Source organism: Bradyrhizobium yuanmingense, from assembly GCF_025200905.1.
Classification (GTDB): domain Bacteria; phylum Pseudomonadota; class Alphaproteobacteria; order Rhizobiales; family Xanthobacteraceae; genus Bradyrhizobium; species Bradyrhizobium yuanmingense.
In genome coordinates this window covers 2,908,514-2,926,268 of the sequence record NZ_CP104173.1, presented here as the reverse complement: position 1 = coordinate 2,926,268, position 17,755 = coordinate 2,908,514, and the positions used below count along the sequence as shown (strand labels likewise).

General features: G+C 63.9%; 15 protein-coding genes. 9 read left to right on the top strand and 6 right to left on the bottom strand.

All coding sequences use genetic code 11. From position 1 onward, the window contains the following. Positions 1 to 241 precede the first annotated feature (241 nt). Complete coding sequence (locus N2605_RS13495; protein WP_260347059.1) at positions 242 to 724, top strand: (2Fe-2S)-binding protein; 483 nt, start codon at positions 242 to 244, stop codon at positions 722 to 724. Further along, complete coding sequence (locus tag N2605_RS13490; RefSeq protein WP_260347056.1) at positions 724 to 4,248, top strand: molybdopterin-dependent oxidoreductase; 3,525 nt, start codon at positions 724 to 726, stop codon at positions 4,246 to 4,248. Before N2605_RS13495 ends, N2605_RS13490 begins: the two co-directional genes overlap by 1 nt. 116 nt (positions 4,249 to 4,364) lie before the next feature. Here the strand turns inward: N2605_RS13490 and N2605_RS13485 are convergent, their stop codons facing one another. After that, positions 4,365 to 5,330, bottom strand: a complete 966-nt coding sequence (locus N2605_RS13485) for a catechol 2,3-dioxygenase (RefSeq protein WP_036001365.1) — start codon at positions 5,328 to 5,330, stop codon at positions 4,365 to 4,367. A gap of 252 nt (positions 5,331 to 5,582) precedes the next feature. On the opposite strand from N2605_RS13485, the gene N2605_RS13480 reads away from it, so the two are divergent. The 3 genes from N2605_RS13480 to N2605_RS13470 are packed head-to-tail and all read left to right on the top strand — an operon-like array spanning position 5,583 to position 9,303. After that, entirely contained in the window at positions 5,583 to 6,809 is a 1,227-nt protein-coding gene (locus tag N2605_RS13480; protein WP_260347054.1) for a hypothetical protein, read from the top strand. After that, a complete protein-coding gene (locus N2605_RS13475; RefSeq protein ID WP_260347052.1) occupies positions 6,806 to 7,906 on the top strand; it encodes a hypothetical protein in 1,101 nt (366 codons plus the stop codon). The genes N2605_RS13480 and N2605_RS13475 overlap by 4 nt, the downstream gene beginning before the upstream one ends. Further along, positions 7,903 to 9,303 (top strand): esterase/lipase family protein, encoded by a 1,401-nt coding sequence (locus N2605_RS13470; protein WP_260347050.1) that lies wholly within the window; start codon positions 7,903 to 7,905, stop codon positions 9,301 to 9,303. Before N2605_RS13475 ends, N2605_RS13470 begins: the two co-directional genes overlap by 4 nt. Here the strand turns inward: N2605_RS13470 and N2605_RS13465 are convergent. Then, positions 9,300 to 9,932 carry an ABC transporter ATP-binding protein gene (locus N2605_RS13465; RefSeq protein WP_260347048.1) on the bottom strand — a complete coding sequence of 211 codons (633 nt, stop codon included), beginning with the start codon at positions 9,930 to 9,932 and terminating at the stop codon, positions 9,300 to 9,302. The genes N2605_RS13470 and N2605_RS13465 overlap by 4 nt on opposite strands. 275 nt (positions 9,933 to 10,207) lie before the next feature. On the opposite strand from N2605_RS13465, the gene N2605_RS13460 reads away from it, so the two are divergent. Further along, positions 10,208 to 11,947, top strand: a complete 1,740-nt coding sequence (locus N2605_RS13460) for an ATP-binding protein (protein WP_225146559.1) — start codon at positions 10,208 to 10,210, stop codon at positions 11,945 to 11,947. 213 nt (positions 11,948 to 12,160) lie between these two features. Further along, positions 12,161 to 12,742 (top strand): peroxidase-related enzyme, encoded by a 582-nt coding sequence (locus tag N2605_RS13455; protein WP_109144125.1) that lies wholly within the window; start codon positions 12,161 to 12,163, stop codon positions 12,740 to 12,742. 84 nt (positions 12,743 to 12,826) lie between these two features. Here the strand turns inward: N2605_RS13455 and N2605_RS13450 are convergent, their stop codons facing one another. From N2605_RS13450 to N2605_RS13440, 3 genes are all read right to left on the bottom strand, one after another. Beyond that, positions 12,827 to 15,379: a cation-translocating P-type ATPase gene (locus N2605_RS13450; protein ID WP_260347046.1), complete on the bottom strand. Its 2,553-nt coding sequence runs from the start codon at positions 15,377 to 15,379 to the stop codon at positions 12,827 to 12,829. Continuing rightward, complete coding sequence (locus N2605_RS13445) at positions 15,376 to 15,543, bottom strand: hypothetical protein (protein ID WP_167361653.1); 168 nt, start codon at positions 15,541 to 15,543, stop codon at positions 15,376 to 15,378. The genes N2605_RS13450 and N2605_RS13445 overlap by 4 nt, the downstream gene beginning before the upstream one ends. Before the next feature lie 239 nt (positions 15,544 to 15,782). Then, positions 15,783 to 15,926 carry a hypothetical protein gene (locus N2605_RS13440; protein WP_198399654.1) on the bottom strand — a complete coding sequence of 48 codons (144 nt, stop codon included), beginning with the start codon at positions 15,924 to 15,926 and terminating at the stop codon, positions 15,783 to 15,785. A 259-nt stretch (positions 15,927 to 16,185) separates the two neighbouring features. Between N2605_RS13440 and N2605_RS13435 the strand changes: the two genes are divergently transcribed. Further along, positions 16,186 to 16,341 carry a hypothetical protein gene (locus N2605_RS13435; RefSeq protein WP_165637160.1) on the top strand — a complete coding sequence of 52 codons (156 nt, stop codon included), beginning with the start codon at positions 16,186 to 16,188 and terminating at the stop codon, positions 16,339 to 16,341. 11 nt (positions 16,342 to 16,352) lie between these two features. Here the strand turns inward: N2605_RS13435 and N2605_RS13430 are convergent, their stop codons facing one another. Continuing rightward, positions 16,353 to 16,982: a ParB-like protein gene (locus N2605_RS13430; RefSeq protein ID WP_057028844.1), complete on the bottom strand. Its 630-nt coding sequence runs from the start codon at positions 16,980 to 16,982 to the stop codon at positions 16,353 to 16,355. 323 nt (positions 16,983 to 17,305) lie between these two features. Between N2605_RS13430 and N2605_RS13425 the strand changes: the two genes are divergently transcribed. Further along, positions 17,306 to 17,647 carry a hypothetical protein gene (locus tag N2605_RS13425; RefSeq protein WP_128262271.1) on the top strand — a complete coding sequence of 114 codons (342 nt, stop codon included), beginning with the start codon at positions 17,306 to 17,308 and terminating at the stop codon, positions 17,645 to 17,647. The last annotated feature ends 108 nt before the right edge of the window (positions 17,648 to 17,755 follow it).

Sequence of the window (17,755 nt, the reverse complement as noted above, 5' to 3'; positions counted from 1 at the left end):
TATCATTCGTATACGAACGATGTTGCGCGCGCTGCCCCGGGGCTGTCAAGCGGCGGTGCAGCGCAAAAGATGCCACTGCCGCATAAAACCTCATTTGCCTATCCGCCCTGTCCACAAAGAAGGCAACCGCGCTGCAGTGCGGCATGCATGGCTTGCACGTTTGTGTACAAACGGTATCGTCGCGGCGTCCGATTTTCGCGATTGCATGATCTTGGATATCGTCTTGGGCTTGGAAACGAGGATGACGCAGACACCGATCCGCCTCACCGTGAACGGCAGGATCCACGAGGTCACGGCAGCGCGCGACACGCCGCTGCTCTACGTGCTGCGCAATGATCTCGCGCTGAACGGCCCGAAATACGGCTGCGGCTTGGGGGAATGCGGCACCTGTACTGTCCTGATCGACGGACTGGCGGCACGCTCCTGCGTGATTCCGGTGAGCGGCTGCGCCGGGCGCGACATCGTGACGCTCGAAGGCCTCGGCACAAGCGACAAGCCCGACGTCGTGCAGCAGGCCTTCATCGACGAGCAGGCCGCACAATGCGGCTATTGTCTCAACGGCATGATCATGACCACCAAGGCGTTGCTCGCGATCAACCCGCGGCCGACCGAGCAGGAGGCGCTGGCGGCACTGCGCTACAATCTCTGCCGCTGCGGCACGCATGTCGAGATCCTTCGCGCGGTGATGCGCGCATCCGGCCAACTCACCGAGGCCGCAGGTTGATGGCCTTCTTTGTTTCGAACGGAGCTGAGCGCACGGGTTCGCTCGTCGTTGCGCGCAGCGTGGACGAGGTCACATCGGAGACCTTCGTCCGCATCACCGCGGACGGTTCGGTCACGGCCTATAACGGCCATGTCGATCTCGGCACCGGCATCCGCACTGCGCTGGGCCAGATCGTCGCCGAAGAGCTCGACGTGTCCTTTGCGCGCGTTGTCGTCGTGCTCGGCAATACGGCATTGGTGCCGAACCAGGGCGCGACGATTGCGAGCGAGACCATCCAGATCACGGCCGTGCCGCTGCGGAAGGCCGCGGCGCAAGCGCGGCACTTTCTGATCGCGCGCGCGGCGGAACGCCTGGACTTGCCCGAAGCCGAGCTCAAGATCGAGGACGGACTCGTTCGCGGCCACGACAATCGCAGCGTCAGCTATGGCGAGCTCATCGGCGACGAAGCGATCCGCCTCGAGCTGGCCGATGACGTCGAGCTCAAGCCTGTCGGCGATTACGCGACCGTCGGCCAGTCGGTGCCGCGCGTCGATCTACCTGCTAAAGCCACGGGCGAGCTGACTTTCGTGCACGACGTCCGAGTATCAGGAATGGTGCATGGCCGCGTGGTGCGGCCGCCCTATGCTGGCGTCGATGCCGGACCGTTCGTCGGCACCAGCCTCATTGCGGTCGACGAATCCTCCGTGCGCGACATTCCCGGCCTTGTCGCCGTCGTGCGGATCGGCGATTTCGTCGGCGTCGTCGCCGAGCGCGAGGAGAATGCGATCCGCGCGGCAGAGCAGCTCAAGGTGAGCTGGAAGCCGACGCCGACGCTGACCGATCTTGGCGATGTCGAGACCGCCCTGCGCGCCAATCCCTCGACGCCGCGCACGCTGATCGACAAGGGCGAGGTCGAAAAGGCGATATCGGGCGCGGCCAAGCCGATGCAGCGCACTTACGTCTGGCCGTATCAGATGCACGCCTCGATCGGCCCCTCCTGCGCCGTCGCCGACTTTCAGGACTGCAACATCCGCGTCTGGTCGGGCACGCAGAACCCGCATGTGCTGCGCAACGACCTCGCGTTGCTGGTTGAGCGTCCCGAGAGCGAGATCGAGGTGATCCGGCTGGAGGCGGCCGGCTGCTACGGCCGCAACTGCGCCGACGACGTCACCGCCGATGCGCTGCTGCTGTCCCGCGCCGTCGGCCGTCCGGTCCGCGTGCAGCTGACGCGTGAGCAGGAGCATGCCTGGGAGCCCAAAGGCACGGCACAACTCATCGACGTCAATGGCGGCCTCGACGCTGACGGCGGCATTGCTGCTTACGACCTCGCCACGCGCTACCCCTCGAACGCCGCTCCGACGCTGGCGCTGCTGCTGACCGGTCGCATCTCCCCCGAGCCCACCGTGCTCCAGATGGGCGACCGCACCGCGATCCCGCCCTATGATTACGAGCACATGCGCGTCGTCGCCCACGACACGCCGCCGATCGTGCGGGCCTCCTGGTTCCGCGGCGTCTCGGCATTGCCGAACACCTTTGCGCATGAATCCTATATCGACGAGGCTGCGGCCGAAGCCGCCGTCGATCCGATCGAATATCGCCTGCGCTATCTGAAAGACCCGCGCGCGATCGATCTGGTCAATGCGGTGGCCGAGCGCGCGGGCTGGACGCCGCGGCCGGTCCGAGAGGAGAAGGACGGCGAGGTCGTGCACGGCCGCGGCTTTGCCTACGCGCTCTACGTCCACAGCAAGTTTCCGGGCTATGGCGCGGCGTGGTCGGCCTGGGTTGCCGACGTCGCGGTGAACAAGACGACCGGCGACGTCAGCGTGACGCGCGTCGTCGCGGGGCAGGATTCCGGGTTGATGATTAACCCGGACGGCGTGCGCCACCAGATCCAGGGCAACGTCATCCAATCCACCAGCCGCGCGCTGATGGAAGAGGTGTCGTTCGAGCGCGGCACGGTGGCCGCGCGCGAATGGGGCGCCTATCCCATCATCCCCTTCCCCGACGTACCCAAGATCGACGTCTTGATGCTGCCGCGGCAGGACCAGCCGCCGCTCGGCGTCGGCGAGTCTGCTTCGGTGCCGAGCGCAGCGGCGATCGCGAACGCCATCTTCGATGCCACCGGCGTGCGCTTCCGCGAGCCGCCGTTCACGCCCGAGCGAATCCTCAAGGGTCTGCGTGGCGATGCGGCGGTGACGCCGCAGGCTCTGCCCGCACCGGCGGCATCGCGGCCGTCCCGGGTCTGGGCGAATCCGTTCGCCAGGCGCGCCGGTATCGCTGCAGCGATCGCAGCCGTCTGCACCGCTGCCATCGGCATCGGTGCGGCGCTCCTTCCAGGTCGCGCAATTGCGCCGATCGCACGGCCCGACGCGTCGGTCTATTCCGCGGCGACCATCGCCCGCGGCGAGCAGCTTGCAGCGCTTGGCAATTGCGCGGAGTGCCATACCAGCATTGGCGGCGCGCTCAACGCCGGCGGCCGCGCATTGGAGACGCCATTCGGCACGATCTATTCGACCAACATCACGCCCGACGTCGAGACCGGGATCGGTGCCTGGTCCTATCCGGCCTTCGAGCGCGCCATGCGCGATGGCTTGCATCGCGACGGACGGCAGCTCTATCCCGCTTTTCCCTACACGCATTTTGCAAAGACCAGCGACGCGGACATGCAGGCGCTCTATGCGTATCTGATGGCGCAGCCTTCAGTGCGTGCGACGGCACCGCCGAACGAACTCGCCTTCCCTTACAATCTCCGCTCGTTGCTCGCGGGCTGGAATGCGCTGTTCCACGACACGAAGGAGTTCAAGCCTGATCCCGCCAAGTCCGATCAATGGAATCGCGGCGCTTATCTGATTGAGAGTCTCGGCCATTGCAGCGGCTGTCATTCGCCCCGCAACGCCCTCGGCGCCGAGCAGCGCAACGCCTATCTCGCCGGCGGCTTCGCCGAGGGGTGGGAAGCGCCGGCGCTGACCTCGCTCTCGCACGCGCCGATTCCGTGGAACGAGGAGGAGCTCTACGCCTATTTGCGCACCGGCCATTCGCGTTACCACGGTGTCGCGGCCGGCCCGATGGCGCCTGTCGTCAGGGATCTCAAAGCCCTGCCCGACCAGGACATCCGCGCGATGGCGGTCTATCTGAACTCCTTCAACGACACGGCCGATACACCAGCGCCGGATGCGCTCGCCGCCAAGCTCGAGAGCGCAACGCAAGTGACCGTCGCCTCCTCCGCGGGCGCCCGCCTCTATCAAGGCGCCTGCGCCGTGTGCCACGAGGTCGGCGGCCTGCCGCTGTTCGGCACGCGGCCCTCGCTCGCGCTCAACAGCAACGTTCACAGCACGAAGGCGGATAATCTCGTGCAGGTGATCCTGCACGGCATTGCAGACCCAGTCTCCAGCGATCTCGGCTACATGCCCGCGTTCAGGAACAGCATGAGCGATGCACAGGTCGAGGAGCTCGTGACGTTTTTGCGCAAGCAGTTCGCGCCGGACAAGCCGGCCTGGACCGGCGTGCGCGAGACGATCTCGCGGGTGCGAAGTTCGACCCACTAACGTCATTCCGGGGCCCGAGCATAGCGAGGGAGCCCGGAATCCATAACCACCAGCCGGGGTTATGGATTCCGGGCTCGCCGCTTCGCGTCGCCCCGGAATGACACTGCGTGAATACGCTAGTCGTGCTTCACCTCCACCGGCGGCGTGCCGTGGGTGTGGAAGGACTCGATCGTCTTCAATCCCCACGCCTGGCCCTTCTTGCGCTCCTCCTCGGTCCACACGATCGGCTTCCAGTCGGGCGCGAGAATGAGACGCGCGCCGGCATTGGCGACTTCGACGCGGTTGCCGCCGGGCTCATAGACATAGAGGAAGAAGGTCTGCTGGATCGCGTGCTTGTGCGGCCCGGTCTCGATGTGCACGCCGTTCTCTAGAAAAATGTCGGCGGCGCGCAGAATCTCCTCACGGCTGTCGAGCGCGTAGGTGACGTGATGGAAGCGGCCCGGCACGCCCGAGTGATCGAGCGAATAGGCGAAGTCGTAGCTCTTGTTCGACATCGTCAGCCACATCGCGGCCTCACGGCCGTCGTTGAGTACGATCTGCTCGGTGAGGCGGCAGCCGAGGTAATTCTCGAAGAACTCGCGGTTGGCCTTGATGTCGACGGCGAGGCAATTGAGATGATCGAGCCGGCGGACGTTGACGCCGCGCGCCGGAAAGCGCTGCGCCTGGTTCTTTAGTGCGGGCTTGAGCTCCGGCGGCGCCTGATACCATTCGGTCTCGTAATAGAGCTCGACGATGTGGCCATCGGGGTCGCGGCAGCGGAAGGTCGGCCCCTGCCCCATGTCGCCGTCGATCCAGCCGATGTCGAAGCCGGATCCCTTCAGCGCGGCGACGCGCCGCTCCAGCGCCTGCTGGCTGCGCGCACGGAGCGCCATGTGGCCCATGCCCGAGGTCTTCGACGCCGTGAGCTTGAGCGAATAGCGCTCGTAATCGTCCCAGCCGCGCAAATAGACCGACTCGCCCTTCTGTCCGCTGACGGTCATGCCCATGACATCGACGAAGAACTTCAGGCTCTCGTCGGGCTTCGGCGTCAGCAGCTCCATGTGGCCGAGGTGGGCAAGGTCGAGGATCGGTTCGGGCTGCATGGCTTCCTCCTGGAGCAGTCGCAGGCATTCTGCGCGGCGCTCATTTGTACTAATGTACAAATGATTAGGTCTCGTCAACAAGCTCGCTTATCCCGACACAGCCCGCGAACGCTCAGATCTGCACGTTGCATCACGACTTGGGGAAAGACGCTCAGACCGGTTTATTTTGAGGACACGCGCTATCTAAACGTGTAACTTGAGGAGCTAGGGCGCAAACCAATGCGTCCGGTCGCCGAGAGTTGGGGGAACTCGATGGCAAAGAAATCTGGGAGTACGCATCCGGCCGCCACTCAGCCGTCAGATAAGCATATCGCCACCATTCGGGCCGCGGGCGTCGAAGACACCCACATCAAGCACCCCGAGTTGCTGGCGCGTCTAGCGCAAGAGTGGACATATCTCCTTCGGGTACGCTCCCGCTGGGCCTCCGACACCGAACTACGCAAATCCGTCGCCGAACGCGCCGTCACAGCCCTCGCAAGCGTCGGCGTGACGTCCGAGCGCCTGCGCGAGTTGGCGACGGCCGAACGCATCGAGATCGAGGTGCATGATTGGGATCGGTCGGATGCGCGGACATGCGTGATCCACGAATCCGCCTGCGAAATTCCCTGGGAATACCTGCTCAGTGCTGGTACGCGCGCGGAAGGCCGCTACCATAGCACCTTGATCACCCGCCTTTTCGACAATGGGCTAGCGCAGGTCAGGCCGCACCCTCCGACAGGCGTCCTCTTCGTCGAGAGCGCGCCCGGACGCTTCAAGGACAAGTACGAATTCTCGGACGAGGAGAGACGTATCAGCGTCGCAGTTGGTGCGCCCAACAGACGGAATGACGAAGACTACTGGACGATCCTCCGCACGCCCCAGACGAGCGAGCTTGCCAAGAAAATCCACAGCTCGAAGTGGGAGGCGATCCACGTCACAGGAATAGATACGCACCAGGCCGCATGGATCGTCGACGATTTCTATGTGGATATGAAGAACAAGAATAAGCCGCTGTTCGACACGCTCGTCGATTCCAGCGGGCGGCTGCCAGATGGAATGATCCTTCGCGAAGGTAATGAGAGCGAGCTTCCCGTTCCCTACGGTGACCTCGCCAAGATCCTGGTGGGTCCAACGCCCCCCCGTATCGTCACGCTCAATCTCTATTACTCCGGCGCGCGTATCGCGCGCGAGCTCGTGAAAAATAAAGCCCACGTCGCTCTCGGATTCCTCGACGAGATCGACGACGAGGTGGCTGAGCTGTTCTTCCAGGCCTTCTATTGGAACTGGTTTCACGGAACCGACAAATTGACCCTTTCGATCCCGGATGCATTCCTGAAGGCCTGGGAGGCGATGCCTTCTGACAAGGTGCATGGCACGTCGATCGTGATTTGGATGGGACGAAGCATCTTCGCACCCGGCGCCGAGTCGATCAGGAAGTCAGCACCGGGATCGTCTCCCGCCAAGAGAGCGTCTTCCCCGAAGAAGAGGACAGCCAGATGATCCCGATCCAGGTCGACTTGGACGTGGCGGAGGAAATCAATTACTCCCTGCTGCATAATAACAGGCCGTTGCTCGACAAATTGACGTTGACACGGCTGACCCAGAAGCCGGTGCAAGCGATCTACGTTCAAGTCGAACTCTGCATCGGCGCCGAGAACTACCCCTACCGTTACACGATCCCGGTCATGACGGAGGTGCAGCTACCGCTATCCTCCAACGTGATCATCCCTCTCACCGCCAGCTTGAGCCGCTCGTTGCACGAACGTGTGCAGTCCGCCGTCTACGTCAAAGTGACTTGCGATGGACAGACGGCTTTCGAGGATACCAGACGCGTTACCTTGATCCCCGTCGATGAATGGCTCGACGATACCAAGAACAATCCCTGGCTGCCGTCCTTTGTGCTGCCGAGAGATCCGGCCATCCTGAAGATCATCAACGCCTCGCGGCGCTACCTGATCGGTATTCTCGACGATCCCGGCGCGGGGTTCGATGGGTATCAACAGGAGGACTGGCACGCGGTCGATCGCCAGGTCCAGTCCATCTGGACCGCGCTCGTGAACGAATATCGCCTGCAGTATATCAACCCTCCCCCTGCCTATTCGGAGCAGACGCAGCGGCTGCGCACGCCCAGCGAGATCGTCGCCTCCAACACCGGCACCTGCATCGACCTCGCCCTGTTGCTCGCCTCGTGCCTCGAATATGTCGGCATCTTCCCGGTCTTGGTGCTGCTCACCGGTCATGCCTTCGTCGGCTATTGGAGGTCCGAGGAGGCACATGACGACTTCGCCGCTGTGGCCAAGATACCTGCCACGGTGCCGACCGTCGGCGACGCCGCGACCCGCGATGCGGGCCTGTGCTACGTCGATCCCTACGGCTGGCGGCTCACCAGAATGAGTTACGCGGAGATCATGGCCTATGTGACCTCCGGCGACCTCGTCATGCTGGAAGCCACCTATCTGACGGGGGCCTACGGCTTCAAGGACGCGCAAACCGAAGGACGGGCCAACCTGCGCAGCCCGAAGGAATTCGACAGCCTGCTCGACGTCCAGCACGCGCGAACCCTGAACGTCACCCCGCTTCCGATCATCAATGAATGACGGCATCGAACATGTCACAGTTTGTTGCGGAAGATCCCGGACGTTTTCTGTCGCAGATCAAGGCGGCAGAGGACAACGATGACCTGTTTGAGCATCTCTACGTTGATCACGACGAGAGAATGGATTCCGTCGCTGGCCTGCGCCGCCGCCGGCGTCGCGCGTCCAACGTGCCCGACAACGTAATGCTCACAGCTTCGCTGGTCGAGGAAAACGGGGTCCTGCGCTGGTACGACAGCATACCGGCGCAGGAGCAAGCACCGCATCGCCGCCGCCGTGCTCGCCGCGCCGGCGGGCCGCCGCCGCTTCCGGACCAAACGGTCGTTCTGACCAGGGAGTTTCCGAGGCTCCAGCCCAACAAGGCGGCGGCCGCCATCGGCGCGATCGACATGCGCCTCAATTCCGCGATCGGCACCTCGTTGCGGTCCCACCTCCGGCAGCTGCGGGGCGGACCGCGAACATTCACCATCGATGCCAACGATGTCCACGGTCCATTTACCGGCCGGACCCTGTTGCTCGTCCACGGGACCTTCTCCAACGCCGTCAACATGGTTGGCGAGTTCGCGGCGACCCCGGACGGCCAAGCATATCTGAATGCCGCGCTGAACGGACCTGACAAGTATGACCAGGTTCTCGTTTTCGAGCACGCAACCCTTGCTGTAAGCCCCGTGCTGAACGCACTCGAGCTCGGACGCGCTTTCAACGGCGCTACCGGAGCGGTCCATGTCATCGCCCACAGCCGCGGGGGATTGATCGTGCGCTGGTGGCTGGAGGCGTTCGGCGCGGCGCTCAAAGCCGAGACCAGCGTGGTCTTTGCGGGCTCGCCGCTGTACGGGACTTCGCTGGCCGCACCCGACAAGCTCCAGCACGCGCTGAGTCTGATTTCCAATGTTGGCACCTATGCCGAGAGGACATTGCAACTCGTCGAAGGCGCCAATCCATTCCTGTGGGTCGCGAGCAAGCTGGTAGAAGTTGTGCTGACCGTGACCGGGACGCTCGCCCACACGCCGCTTCTTGACGGGCTCATTGCGCTCACTCCGGGGCTGTTCGGACAGTCCCAGATATCCAACAACTACGAACTCAACTTGCTGCGGCTCGGTCCTTGTACAACCGAGCCTGTGTACTTCGTTGTCCAATCAAATTTCGCTACGGTGAACCCCGGATGGCAGTTCTGGAAGAACTTCCGAGCATTACGGGGCGCCGACCTTGCGGCCGACCAGATCTTCCCTGGCGACAACGACCTCGTGGTCGATACTGAGTCGATGGCCAATCTGGGTGCGAAGGACTTTCCGCTGAAAATCAGAGACGTCGAGGATTTTGGCAACGATCCGGAAGTCTGGCATTGCAACTATTTCCGCCAGAAGAGGACCATCGACTTCATCCGGCACAACCTGCCTTAGCCTGCCGGCACCGACAATTTCTCGGCATGCACGCGAAACACTGCCCTCAGCTTTCGTCGCAGCGGCAGCAGCGGCTCGGACGCTGCGCCGAGCTTCTCCGACGGCGCGATCAGATAGGCCTGGGTTTCGTCCTCGATAACGTGTTGCGCATAGCCAGCCTTTGCGATTTGCCGCTTCAGCGTGCGCGTATCATGTGATCGCATCGCCTCGCATACCCTTTTACGGTATTCGGCGTCGGTGAAGAACAATGCGTGCGCCAGTTCGTGCGTTAAGCTGTCGCCGCGGCCCTCGTAAATCCCGATCACGTAGAACCGGCTTCGAAGCCCGGCGAACAGGCGGAGCAGCCTCCTTTCCTTGCGTGTGAGCGGGTCGAATGCGCCTGAATAAAACGGTGTGAACGCTGTTGATGGCACGTTGAAGCCCGACCAGTCCTGGTAATAGGTGAAATTGCCGTTCTGCTCGGCGTACCAGTCCATGTACTGCTCGAGCGAGAAGACGCGACCGTGAAATTCGGGCGACTCGTAGTACTCCTGCACGCGCAGGAAGGTCGAGGTTAGTTCGTACTGGGTCTTGAACCGAAGCAGGTAGATGCCGGGACCGACGCGCTGTCTAACGAGCTTTCCTGGCATTCGTCGCACCTCTCTTCTTGATCACCCAAGAACCGCGCCCCATTGGCCGCTCTTTAGCATATGGTAAACTACTCCTTAAGCCATCACAGCCCGGATCGGCCCGGAATTGCTGCATCTTCCCGCCGTTCTGGCCGTAAGGATGTAGTCGGAACAAACCTCCGGACCGAATTACCGCGGATTTAACGGAGCCGCGGCGTCCGGCGTTTAACCGTTTGTGCAGCGACGGCCGCGCATAGTCCGGGCAACTCCCCTTGCTCTTGCCAGGTTCATTCATCGTGACATCCTTTGGACGCGTGATTTCGGTTCGCGGATCGCTCGCCCGGGTTGGGCTTCTGGCGGAAAGCCGGATGCCGATCTCGGAGGTGCGGGCCACCGTCGGCCGGTTCGTCAGCATTCGCTGCGCCAGCTCGGTCATCGTTGCGATGATCACGGAGGTCTCCTGCGAAAATCTGTCGGGCTCGGACAATTACATTGCCATCGCCTCGGTCGACCTGCTCGGCGAGATCCTCAATGCCGCGGACAAGGCCAAATTTCAGCGCGGCGTCACCAACTATCCGACCATCGGCGATGCCGTCGACCTGATCACGAGCCAGGAGCTGCGCACGATCTACGCGCCGACCGGCTCGGACCAGATCAATGTCGGCTTCCTGCAGCAGGACCGCTCGGTCATCGCCTATGTCGACGTCGAGGAAATGCTGTCCAAGCATTTTGCCGTGCTGGGATCGACCGGCGTCGGTAAATCGACCGGCGTCTCGCTGCTGCTCAACGAGATCCTGAAGGCGCGGCCGAACCTGCGCATCTTCCTGCTCGACGTGCACAACGAATATGGCCGCTGCTTCGGCGACCGCGCGCTGGTGCTCAACCCGCGAAACCTGAAGCTGCCGTTCTGGCTGTTCAACTTCGAGGAAATCGTCGACGTGCTGTTCGGCGGCCGCGCCGGCGTGCCGGAAGAGCTCGACATCCTCGCCGAGGTGATCCCGCTCGCCAAAGGCGTCTACACCCAGTACCAGAACGCCGACCGCATCGGCCTCAAGCGCATCGATCCCAAGCAGATCGGCTATACCGTCGATACGCCTGTGCCCTATCGCCTGGTCGACCTGTTGTCGCTGATCGACGAGCGGATGGGCAAGCTCGAGAACCGCTCCTCGCGCATCATCTATCACAAGCTGATCTCGCGCATCGAGGCCGTGCGCAACGACCCGCGCTACGCCTTCATGTTCGACAACGCCAATGTCGGCGGCGACACCATGGCCGAGGTGATCAGCCATCTGTTCCGCCTGCCCGCCAACGGCAAGCCGATGACGGTGATGCAGCTCGCCGGCTTCCCGGCCGAGGTGATCGATTCCGTCGTCTCCGTGCTCTGCCGCATGGCCTTCGACTTCGGGCTGTGGAGCGACGGCGTCTCGCCGCTGCTGTTCGTCTGCGAAGAGGCGCACCGCTACGCCTCCGCCGACCGCAACATCGGCTTCGGCCCGACCCGCAAGGCGGTATCGCGCATCGCCAAGGAAGGCCGCAAATACGGCGTCTATCTTGGCCTCATCACCCAGCGCCCCGCCGAGCTCGACGCCACCATCATCTCCCAGTGCAACACGCTGTTCACGATGCGCCTCGCCAACGACCGCGACCAGGCGCTGCTGCGCGCCGCCGTGTCGGACGCCGCCGCGAACCTGCTCTCCTTCGTGCCGTCGCTCGGCACCCGCGAGGTGCTGGCGTTCGGCGAAGGCGTGGCGCTGCCGACCCGCTTGCGCTTCAAGGAGGTGCCGCCGCACCAATTGCCGCGCGGCGAGGCCACCATCTCGAGCGTGCCCTCCGTCACCTCCGGCCACGACATGCATTTCGTCAGCGCCGTGCTCGAACGCTGGCGCGGCGCCACCTCGCAGCGCGACGTGCCGAACGACCCCGTGTTCTCGGCACCGCCCGCGAAGACGATGTCCAGCGTCGAAGCCCCGATGCTGCAGCCCTCGATGGGCCTCGATCCGGACCGCTTCTCGCTGCTGAAGAAGCCGCTGCGGTAAGGCTTCGCTCCATCCACATCGTCATTGCGAGCGCAGCGAAGCAATCCAGAGTCTTTCCGCCGGGGGGACTCGGGATTGCTTCGCTGCGCTCGCAATGACGGAGGATGGAACGTCGTTCCCACCTGACACCTTCGTCGCGGCCGCTTCGGACCGGCAGATTGAGCCCGCCCCACGCATCGACTATGGTTCCCGCCCCAAGCTGGAACCATGCCCATGACAAAGACCGCCGCGCAACGCTTTCCCGCACCCGCCCTCGACACCCTGCCCGACGACATTCGCACGCGCCTCCTTGCCGTGCAGGAGAAGAGCGGCTTCGTCCCGAACGTGTTCCTGACGCTGGCCTATCGCCCCGACGAGTTCCGCGCCTTCTTCGCCTATCACGACGCGCTGATGGAGAAAGACGGCGGCCTCACCAAGGCCGAGCGCGAGATGATCGTGGTGGCGACGTCGGCGGCCAACCAGTGCCAATATTGCGTGATCGCCCATGGCGCGATCCTGCGCATCCGCGCCAAGAACCCTGTGATCGCCGACCAGGTCGCCATCAACTACCGCAAGGCCGATATCACGCCGCGGCAGAAGGCGATGCTCGATTTCGCCATGAAGGTCTCGGTAGACGCGCAGCGGATTTCCGAGAACGATTTCGCCGCTCTCGCGCCGCACGGCTTCAGCGACGATGATATCTGGGACATCGCCGCGATCTCGGCCTTCTTCGCGCTGTCGAACCGGCTGGCGAATTTCACGGGCATGCGGCCGAACGAGGAGTTCTATCTGATGGGCCGCCTGCCGAAGACGTAGTCGAGGCGCGAGGACCGGGCTCGATGGTCGGAACTCCTGTCCGCAACCGACGGACGCCTGGCTTCACAGGAGTCCTCGCGAGAGCTAGAACCGAAGCCGCCGCGCCCAAATCGGCTTCAGCAGTTCGAGCGCCGTGAGCACCAATAGTCCGGCGCCGAGCGTGATCATCAAATCGTCAAGATGCAGCGGACCGAAGCGAAACAGGCCGGAGGCCGGCGGCCAGAACAGGGCTGTGGCGAGAACGAGCGCAATCAAGAGGAAGATCCAGAGCAATGCCGCGTTCGGACGGAAGAAGGCAGACAAGAACGATGCGCTGAAGGATCGATTGACCAGCACCAGCGCGAGGACGCAGACGACGAGCGCGATGAATGCGAGGGTGCGAGCCTCCTCGGGCGGAAGGCCGGAACGAAGCGCTGCGACGAAGATCACGGCGATCAAGGCGAAGGCCATCGTGCCTTGCAGAACGCTCCAGGCGATCAGGGGCCACGAGAACAGCTCCGCATCGGCACGCCGCGGCGGACGCTTCATGACGTCGCGCTCCTCCCGCTCGGCCTCGAACACCAGCGAGCAGACGGGATCGATGATCAGCTCCAGAAAGGCGATGTGCACCGGGCCGAGCACCAGCGGCAGCCCGAACACCAGGGGAAGCAGCGCAAGACCCGCGATCGGCACGTGGACGGCAAAGATAAAGGCCATCGCCTTGCGCAGATTGTCGTAGATCCGGCGACCGAGGCGGATGGATGCGACGATGGAGCTGAAGTCGTCGTCGAGCAGGACGATCGAGGATGCCTCGCGAGCGACGTCGGTGCCGCGGCCACCCATCGCGATTCCGATATGGGCGGCCTTCAGCGACGGCGCGTCGTTGACGCCGTCGCCCGTCATCGCAACGATCTCGCCGCTGCGCTTCAGCGCCTGGACGATCCGCAGCTTCTGCTCCGGCAGAACCCGCGCGAAGACGTTCACCTTCCTGACGAGTGCCTCGAGCTCGCTGTCCTCCGCGAGCTTGACCTGCTCCCCGGTCGCGACCTCAGTGATGTCGAGCCCGGCTTGCAAGCCGATCGCCATGGCGGTCGCCGGATAGTCGCCCGTGATCATGATGACGCGGATGCCGGCCGAACGGCATTCGCGAACCGCCTCCGGAACGTGAGGCCGCAACGGATCGGCAAGGCCGACCAAGCCAACGAAGCGGAATACGAAAGCCTCCTGGGATGCCGGCAGGGAAGCCTCGTCGCAAACGGCAACCGCCATCCCCAGCACCCGAAGCCCGACCTTCGCCATTGCCCCGACGGCAGCTTGCACGGCCTCCCGATCGGCTTCGTTCAGCCTGCACAGGCGCGCAATCGCCTCCGGCGCGCCCTTGGCGCATGCGATGAGGTCCGCCGCTCCGGCTGTCCGCCAAACCTGGGTCATGGCGAGCAGCTCGGGGCGCAGACCATAGGTGCGCACCAGCGTCCGCTCGCCATCCATCGCGTCGCCGTCCCGCAGGACACCACGCGCGAACGAATGCAGCGCCTTCTCCATCGGATCGAACGGCTCCGGAGAGCTTGCCAGTGCCCCGCAGCGCGCCAGCTCTGCGAATTCGCGCCCGACCTGATCCGGTCCGGACGCCTCCGCGCGCAGGCGCGCGCCGTCCAGCAGGCGCAGCTCGGCGACCGACATCTGATTCTGCGTCAGCGTTCCGGTCTTGTCGGTGCACAGGACTGTTGCTGAGCCGAGGACCTCGATGGCGGCGGCGCGCCGCGTCAGGACGCGGGCCTGCGAAATCCGCCACGCACCCATTGCCATGAACACCGTGAGCACGACGCCGAATTCTTCCGGAAGCATCGACATACCGATGGCGACGCCTGCCAGCAGCGCCTGCAGCCAGTCGCCGCGCGAGACGCCGTAGAGCACAATCGCGGCCAGGCTGATGATGGTGCCGCCGAGGAAGCAGAGCCGCACCAGCCTTGCGGTCTGTTGCTGAAGCCGCGGCGGCTCGGCCTGCAAGCCGCGAAGCGACAGCCCGATCTTCCCGATCTCGCTGCGCGGCCCGGTGGCCTCGACCAGCGCCAACCCCTCGCCGCGCACGACGAGCGAGCCGGAATACACGAATGGCTGATCCTCGCCGCCGGGCCGGTGAGCGGCTACTTTGATCTTGTCGGCGGTCTTCTTGCGGACGGGCACCGACTCGCCGGTCAGCAGGGACTCGTCGATCTGCAGGTCCCGCGCTTCGACGAGCGCGGCGTCGGCGGGAACGCGATCGCCTTCACCGAGGACGAGAAGGTCGCCCTGCACGACCTCGCGGCCGGCAATTCGCCGGCGCGCACCGTCACGCACCACCAGCGCCCGCGGGCTGGTCAGGTCGCGCAAGGCTTCCAGCACGCGCTCGGTCCGGGTTTCCTGCATCACCGTGATCACGATGGACATCGCCCCGAAGGCCAGCAAGATCAGCGCCTCCTTGAGGTCGCCGAGCACGAGATAGATCAGCCCGCCGCAGAGCAGCAGCAGGAGCATCGGCTCGCGCAGCACTTCCACCACGATGCGCAGCGGACTGCGTCGTTCCGGCCGAGGCAGTTCGTTGGGGCCGTCTGCCGCGAGCCTCGCCCGCGCCTCGGTCTCACTCAGACCGGCCGCACCTCCGCGTTGCACCTCGCTCACGGTTTCCGCCGCAGGCTCCAGAAGCTGCCGGCACCGACGATTGCGGTGGCGAGCAGGACGGCGACGAAAGTCTGGATGATGGTGAAGTTCAGCGCGTCACGCGCAACGAACAGCGCCGTGATCGCGCCGGCGAGGACAAAGAGGATGCGAAAGATGACGCTCATGGCCGTGCCTCCAAGATCTGCATGACAAGATCTGCATGACTTGGAGCCCGGGCCCTCCCATCGGGCACAACGCTGTCTCTGCAACCATGCAGGCAGACCTTAGCCGGTCAGGGCGAGGCAGGTTTGCGACAGGTCAAACCTGACCCGGCCATCATCGGTCGACGACTGCGACGTGATGTCCACCCAGCAGCCAACAGTCAACAGCCGCTGCATCGCTCACGGCTGCGAGGCGTATGCGGCTAGCGCTTCGCCATCAACTCGAGCGCCGGAGCAAAGCGCTCCGCGAACGTCAACGTCTTGGCGTGGTGGACTGCGGCAAAGGATGCAGAGATTCCCGCCGAAGCGACCGCGAGCAAGGCAACTACGAAAGCCAGACGGCGCATGTTCGCCTCCTGTATGAGCTCGACTACCCCATAGAGATGGGGCCGCTCTGTTTCAGGATGGTTTCGTGGGCGGGGAAATTGATTTCGCTCAAGCGGCTGTGATGAGATCCGGCTTATCTCGGCACATTCCGTAACCAACTAACAAGGGTGGACGTGTTTTGCAGCGCCGGCCGTATTGGGAATTTGATACCCGCGAGCGCTATCCTAGGCACTGCGGCGGCAACATTCGCCGGGATGGGAGTCATCGAGGACTACGCAAATGAAGATCGTGATCCAGAAGCTCAATGGCCTGTGGCACCTCATCGTCGGATCGAGCCAGATCCGAACGCCGTTCCTGGACACCCAGGACCGCGCGCTGGTGGTCACTTACGCCCGCCGCGCCTATCCCGGCGCCAGGATCTTCCAGCGCGACTGACGTGAATACCCTCAGTCGTCGTCCGCCGGGCCGCACCAGCCGGGCAGATAGATCGCATTCTTGCTTCTGGCCGCGGCCATCGCCTTCTCGAGCGCATTATCGAAATCGGCCTCCACCGCCTTGCGCGAGACCTGCCGGCGCAGGAAGTCGGCCCACAGGAATTCGGAGAACGGTGTGGTGTCCTTGGCGAAGCCGCCCATGCGGCGCAATTCGCCGGCAAGACTGCGGAACGGATCGTCCTTGAGGTCAGCGACGGATTTCGGCAGGTCGCGGAACGAGCGCCGCTCACCCTTGGCGTCGTAAGGATAGACCCAGCGCTTGTTGTCCATGACGCCCCAGAACGCCTCGCGCTCCACCATCCTGAGATCGCCGACGACGGTCACCAGCACTTCCTTGACGCCTTCATCGTGCAGTGCGCGGCCGAGGTGATGATGATCGATCACGTAGTAGCGCGCGTCAGGACCGTAAACGACGGGGATCATGTGCTTGCCGAGCAGATCCGCCTGCTTCTTCTTGCCGTGCTCGCGCCAGCGCCTGCGCTTCTCCTTGACCTCGCGCATGCCGACCGTCATCTGCGTCGGCCGGAGCGACAGGATCGGAACCGGATGCACTCTCGGCTCGCGCGCGTTGGTCGTGGTCATGATCGAGGCCCCTGGCAGCAACGAACGGTTCGGGTTCCCGCGACTATGCCACGGGTCCCGCGGTTGCAAATTCCGTTCGGAAGACGCGCAGATCACAAGTCGATGCCGACCGGTAAAAAAGACGTCCTCAATGGCTGTCGCTATGCCCGCGTTGCAGCGCAACGCTCGCGACGGACACGATGGCCCGTTGCTGGATCGCGGCACACCGGTCCATGCGCAAAATAGTACGAACGCACAAATGCATCCTGGCATTGCAAAGATTTACTGCAACGCGTGCCTCACCTATGCTATCTAGATCGCTGCTTCGGAGTGATCCCCGCCCCATGAACAATCAGCGGCCCATAAGCTCTGATGAGGAGCACCGGGTGCTCCAGTTCAGGCCGCGCACCCCGCCTGCCCCAAGGGTCCAGCGTGGTAATGGCTCCGTGCAACCGCTTCGCCTCACGCCCGAACGGCTGGACCTGTCGCGCTACGAGCAGCCGCGTGCCGAGCCCGACAATTACCGGCAGCGCATGCTTGCCAACATCGCAGCACTCGCCTTCACCATCGCGCTGACGGCGATCGGGATCTGGCTCGCGGTCAGCATCGCCGACCTGCGCCGGACCCAGGATTGCGTGCTGATGGGTCGCCGCGACTGCGTCAAGATCACGACGCCGCATATTTAAGGCCCGGCCCGGCACGGACCTCGCGGCGGACGGACCCAGCCGGCATCCCCAGCCACGTCCGGTGCTGTCCCCGGAGGCCTGCCCGGCTCCATTGAACTCAAGGCGGCG

Coding starts and splice junctions, on each gene's coding strand:
- N2605_RS13430 (WP_057028844.1), bottom strand. CDS start 16,982: ATGACCACGACCAACGCGCGCGAGCCGAGAGTGCATCCGGTTCCGATC.
- N2605_RS13425 (WP_128262271.1), top strand. CDS start 17,306: ATGAACAATCAGCGGCCCATAAGCTCTGATGAGGAGCACCGGGTGCTC.
- N2605_RS13495 (WP_260347059.1), top strand. CDS start 242: ATGACGCAGACACCGATCCGCCTCACCGTGAACGGCAGGATCCACGAG.
- N2605_RS13465 (WP_260347048.1), bottom strand. CDS start 9,932: ATGCCAGGAAAGCTCGTTAGACAGCGCGTCGGTCCCGGCATCTACCTG.
- N2605_RS13475 (WP_260347052.1), top strand. CDS start 6,806: ATGATCCCGATCCAGGTCGACTTGGACGTGGCGGAGGAAATCAATTAC.
- N2605_RS13485 (WP_036001365.1), bottom strand. CDS start 5,330: ATGCAGCCCGAACCGATCCTCGACCTTGCCCACCTCGGCCACATGGAG.
- N2605_RS13435 (WP_165637160.1), top strand. CDS start 16,186: ATGAAGATCGTGATCCAGAAGCTCAATGGCCTGTGGCACCTCATCGTC.
- N2605_RS13490 (WP_260347056.1), top strand. CDS start 724: ATGGCCTTCTTTGTTTCGAACGGAGCTGAGCGCACGGGTTCGCTCGTC.
- N2605_RS13480 (WP_260347054.1), top strand. CDS start 5,583: ATGGCAAAGAAATCTGGGAGTACGCATCCGGCCGCCACTCAGCCGTCA.
- N2605_RS13455 (WP_109144125.1), top strand. CDS start 12,161: ATGACAAAGACCGCCGCGCAACGCTTTCCCGCACCCGCCCTCGACACC.
- N2605_RS13445 (WP_167361653.1), bottom strand. CDS start 15,543: ATGAGCGTCATCTTTCGCATCCTCTTTGTCCTCGCCGGCGCGATCACG.
- N2605_RS13440 (WP_198399654.1), bottom strand. CDS start 15,926: ATGCGCCGTCTGGCTTTCGTAGTTGCCTTGCTCGCGGTCGCTTCGGCG.
- N2605_RS13470 (WP_260347050.1), top strand. CDS start 7,903: ATGACGGCATCGAACATGTCACAGTTTGTTGCGGAAGATCCCGGACGT.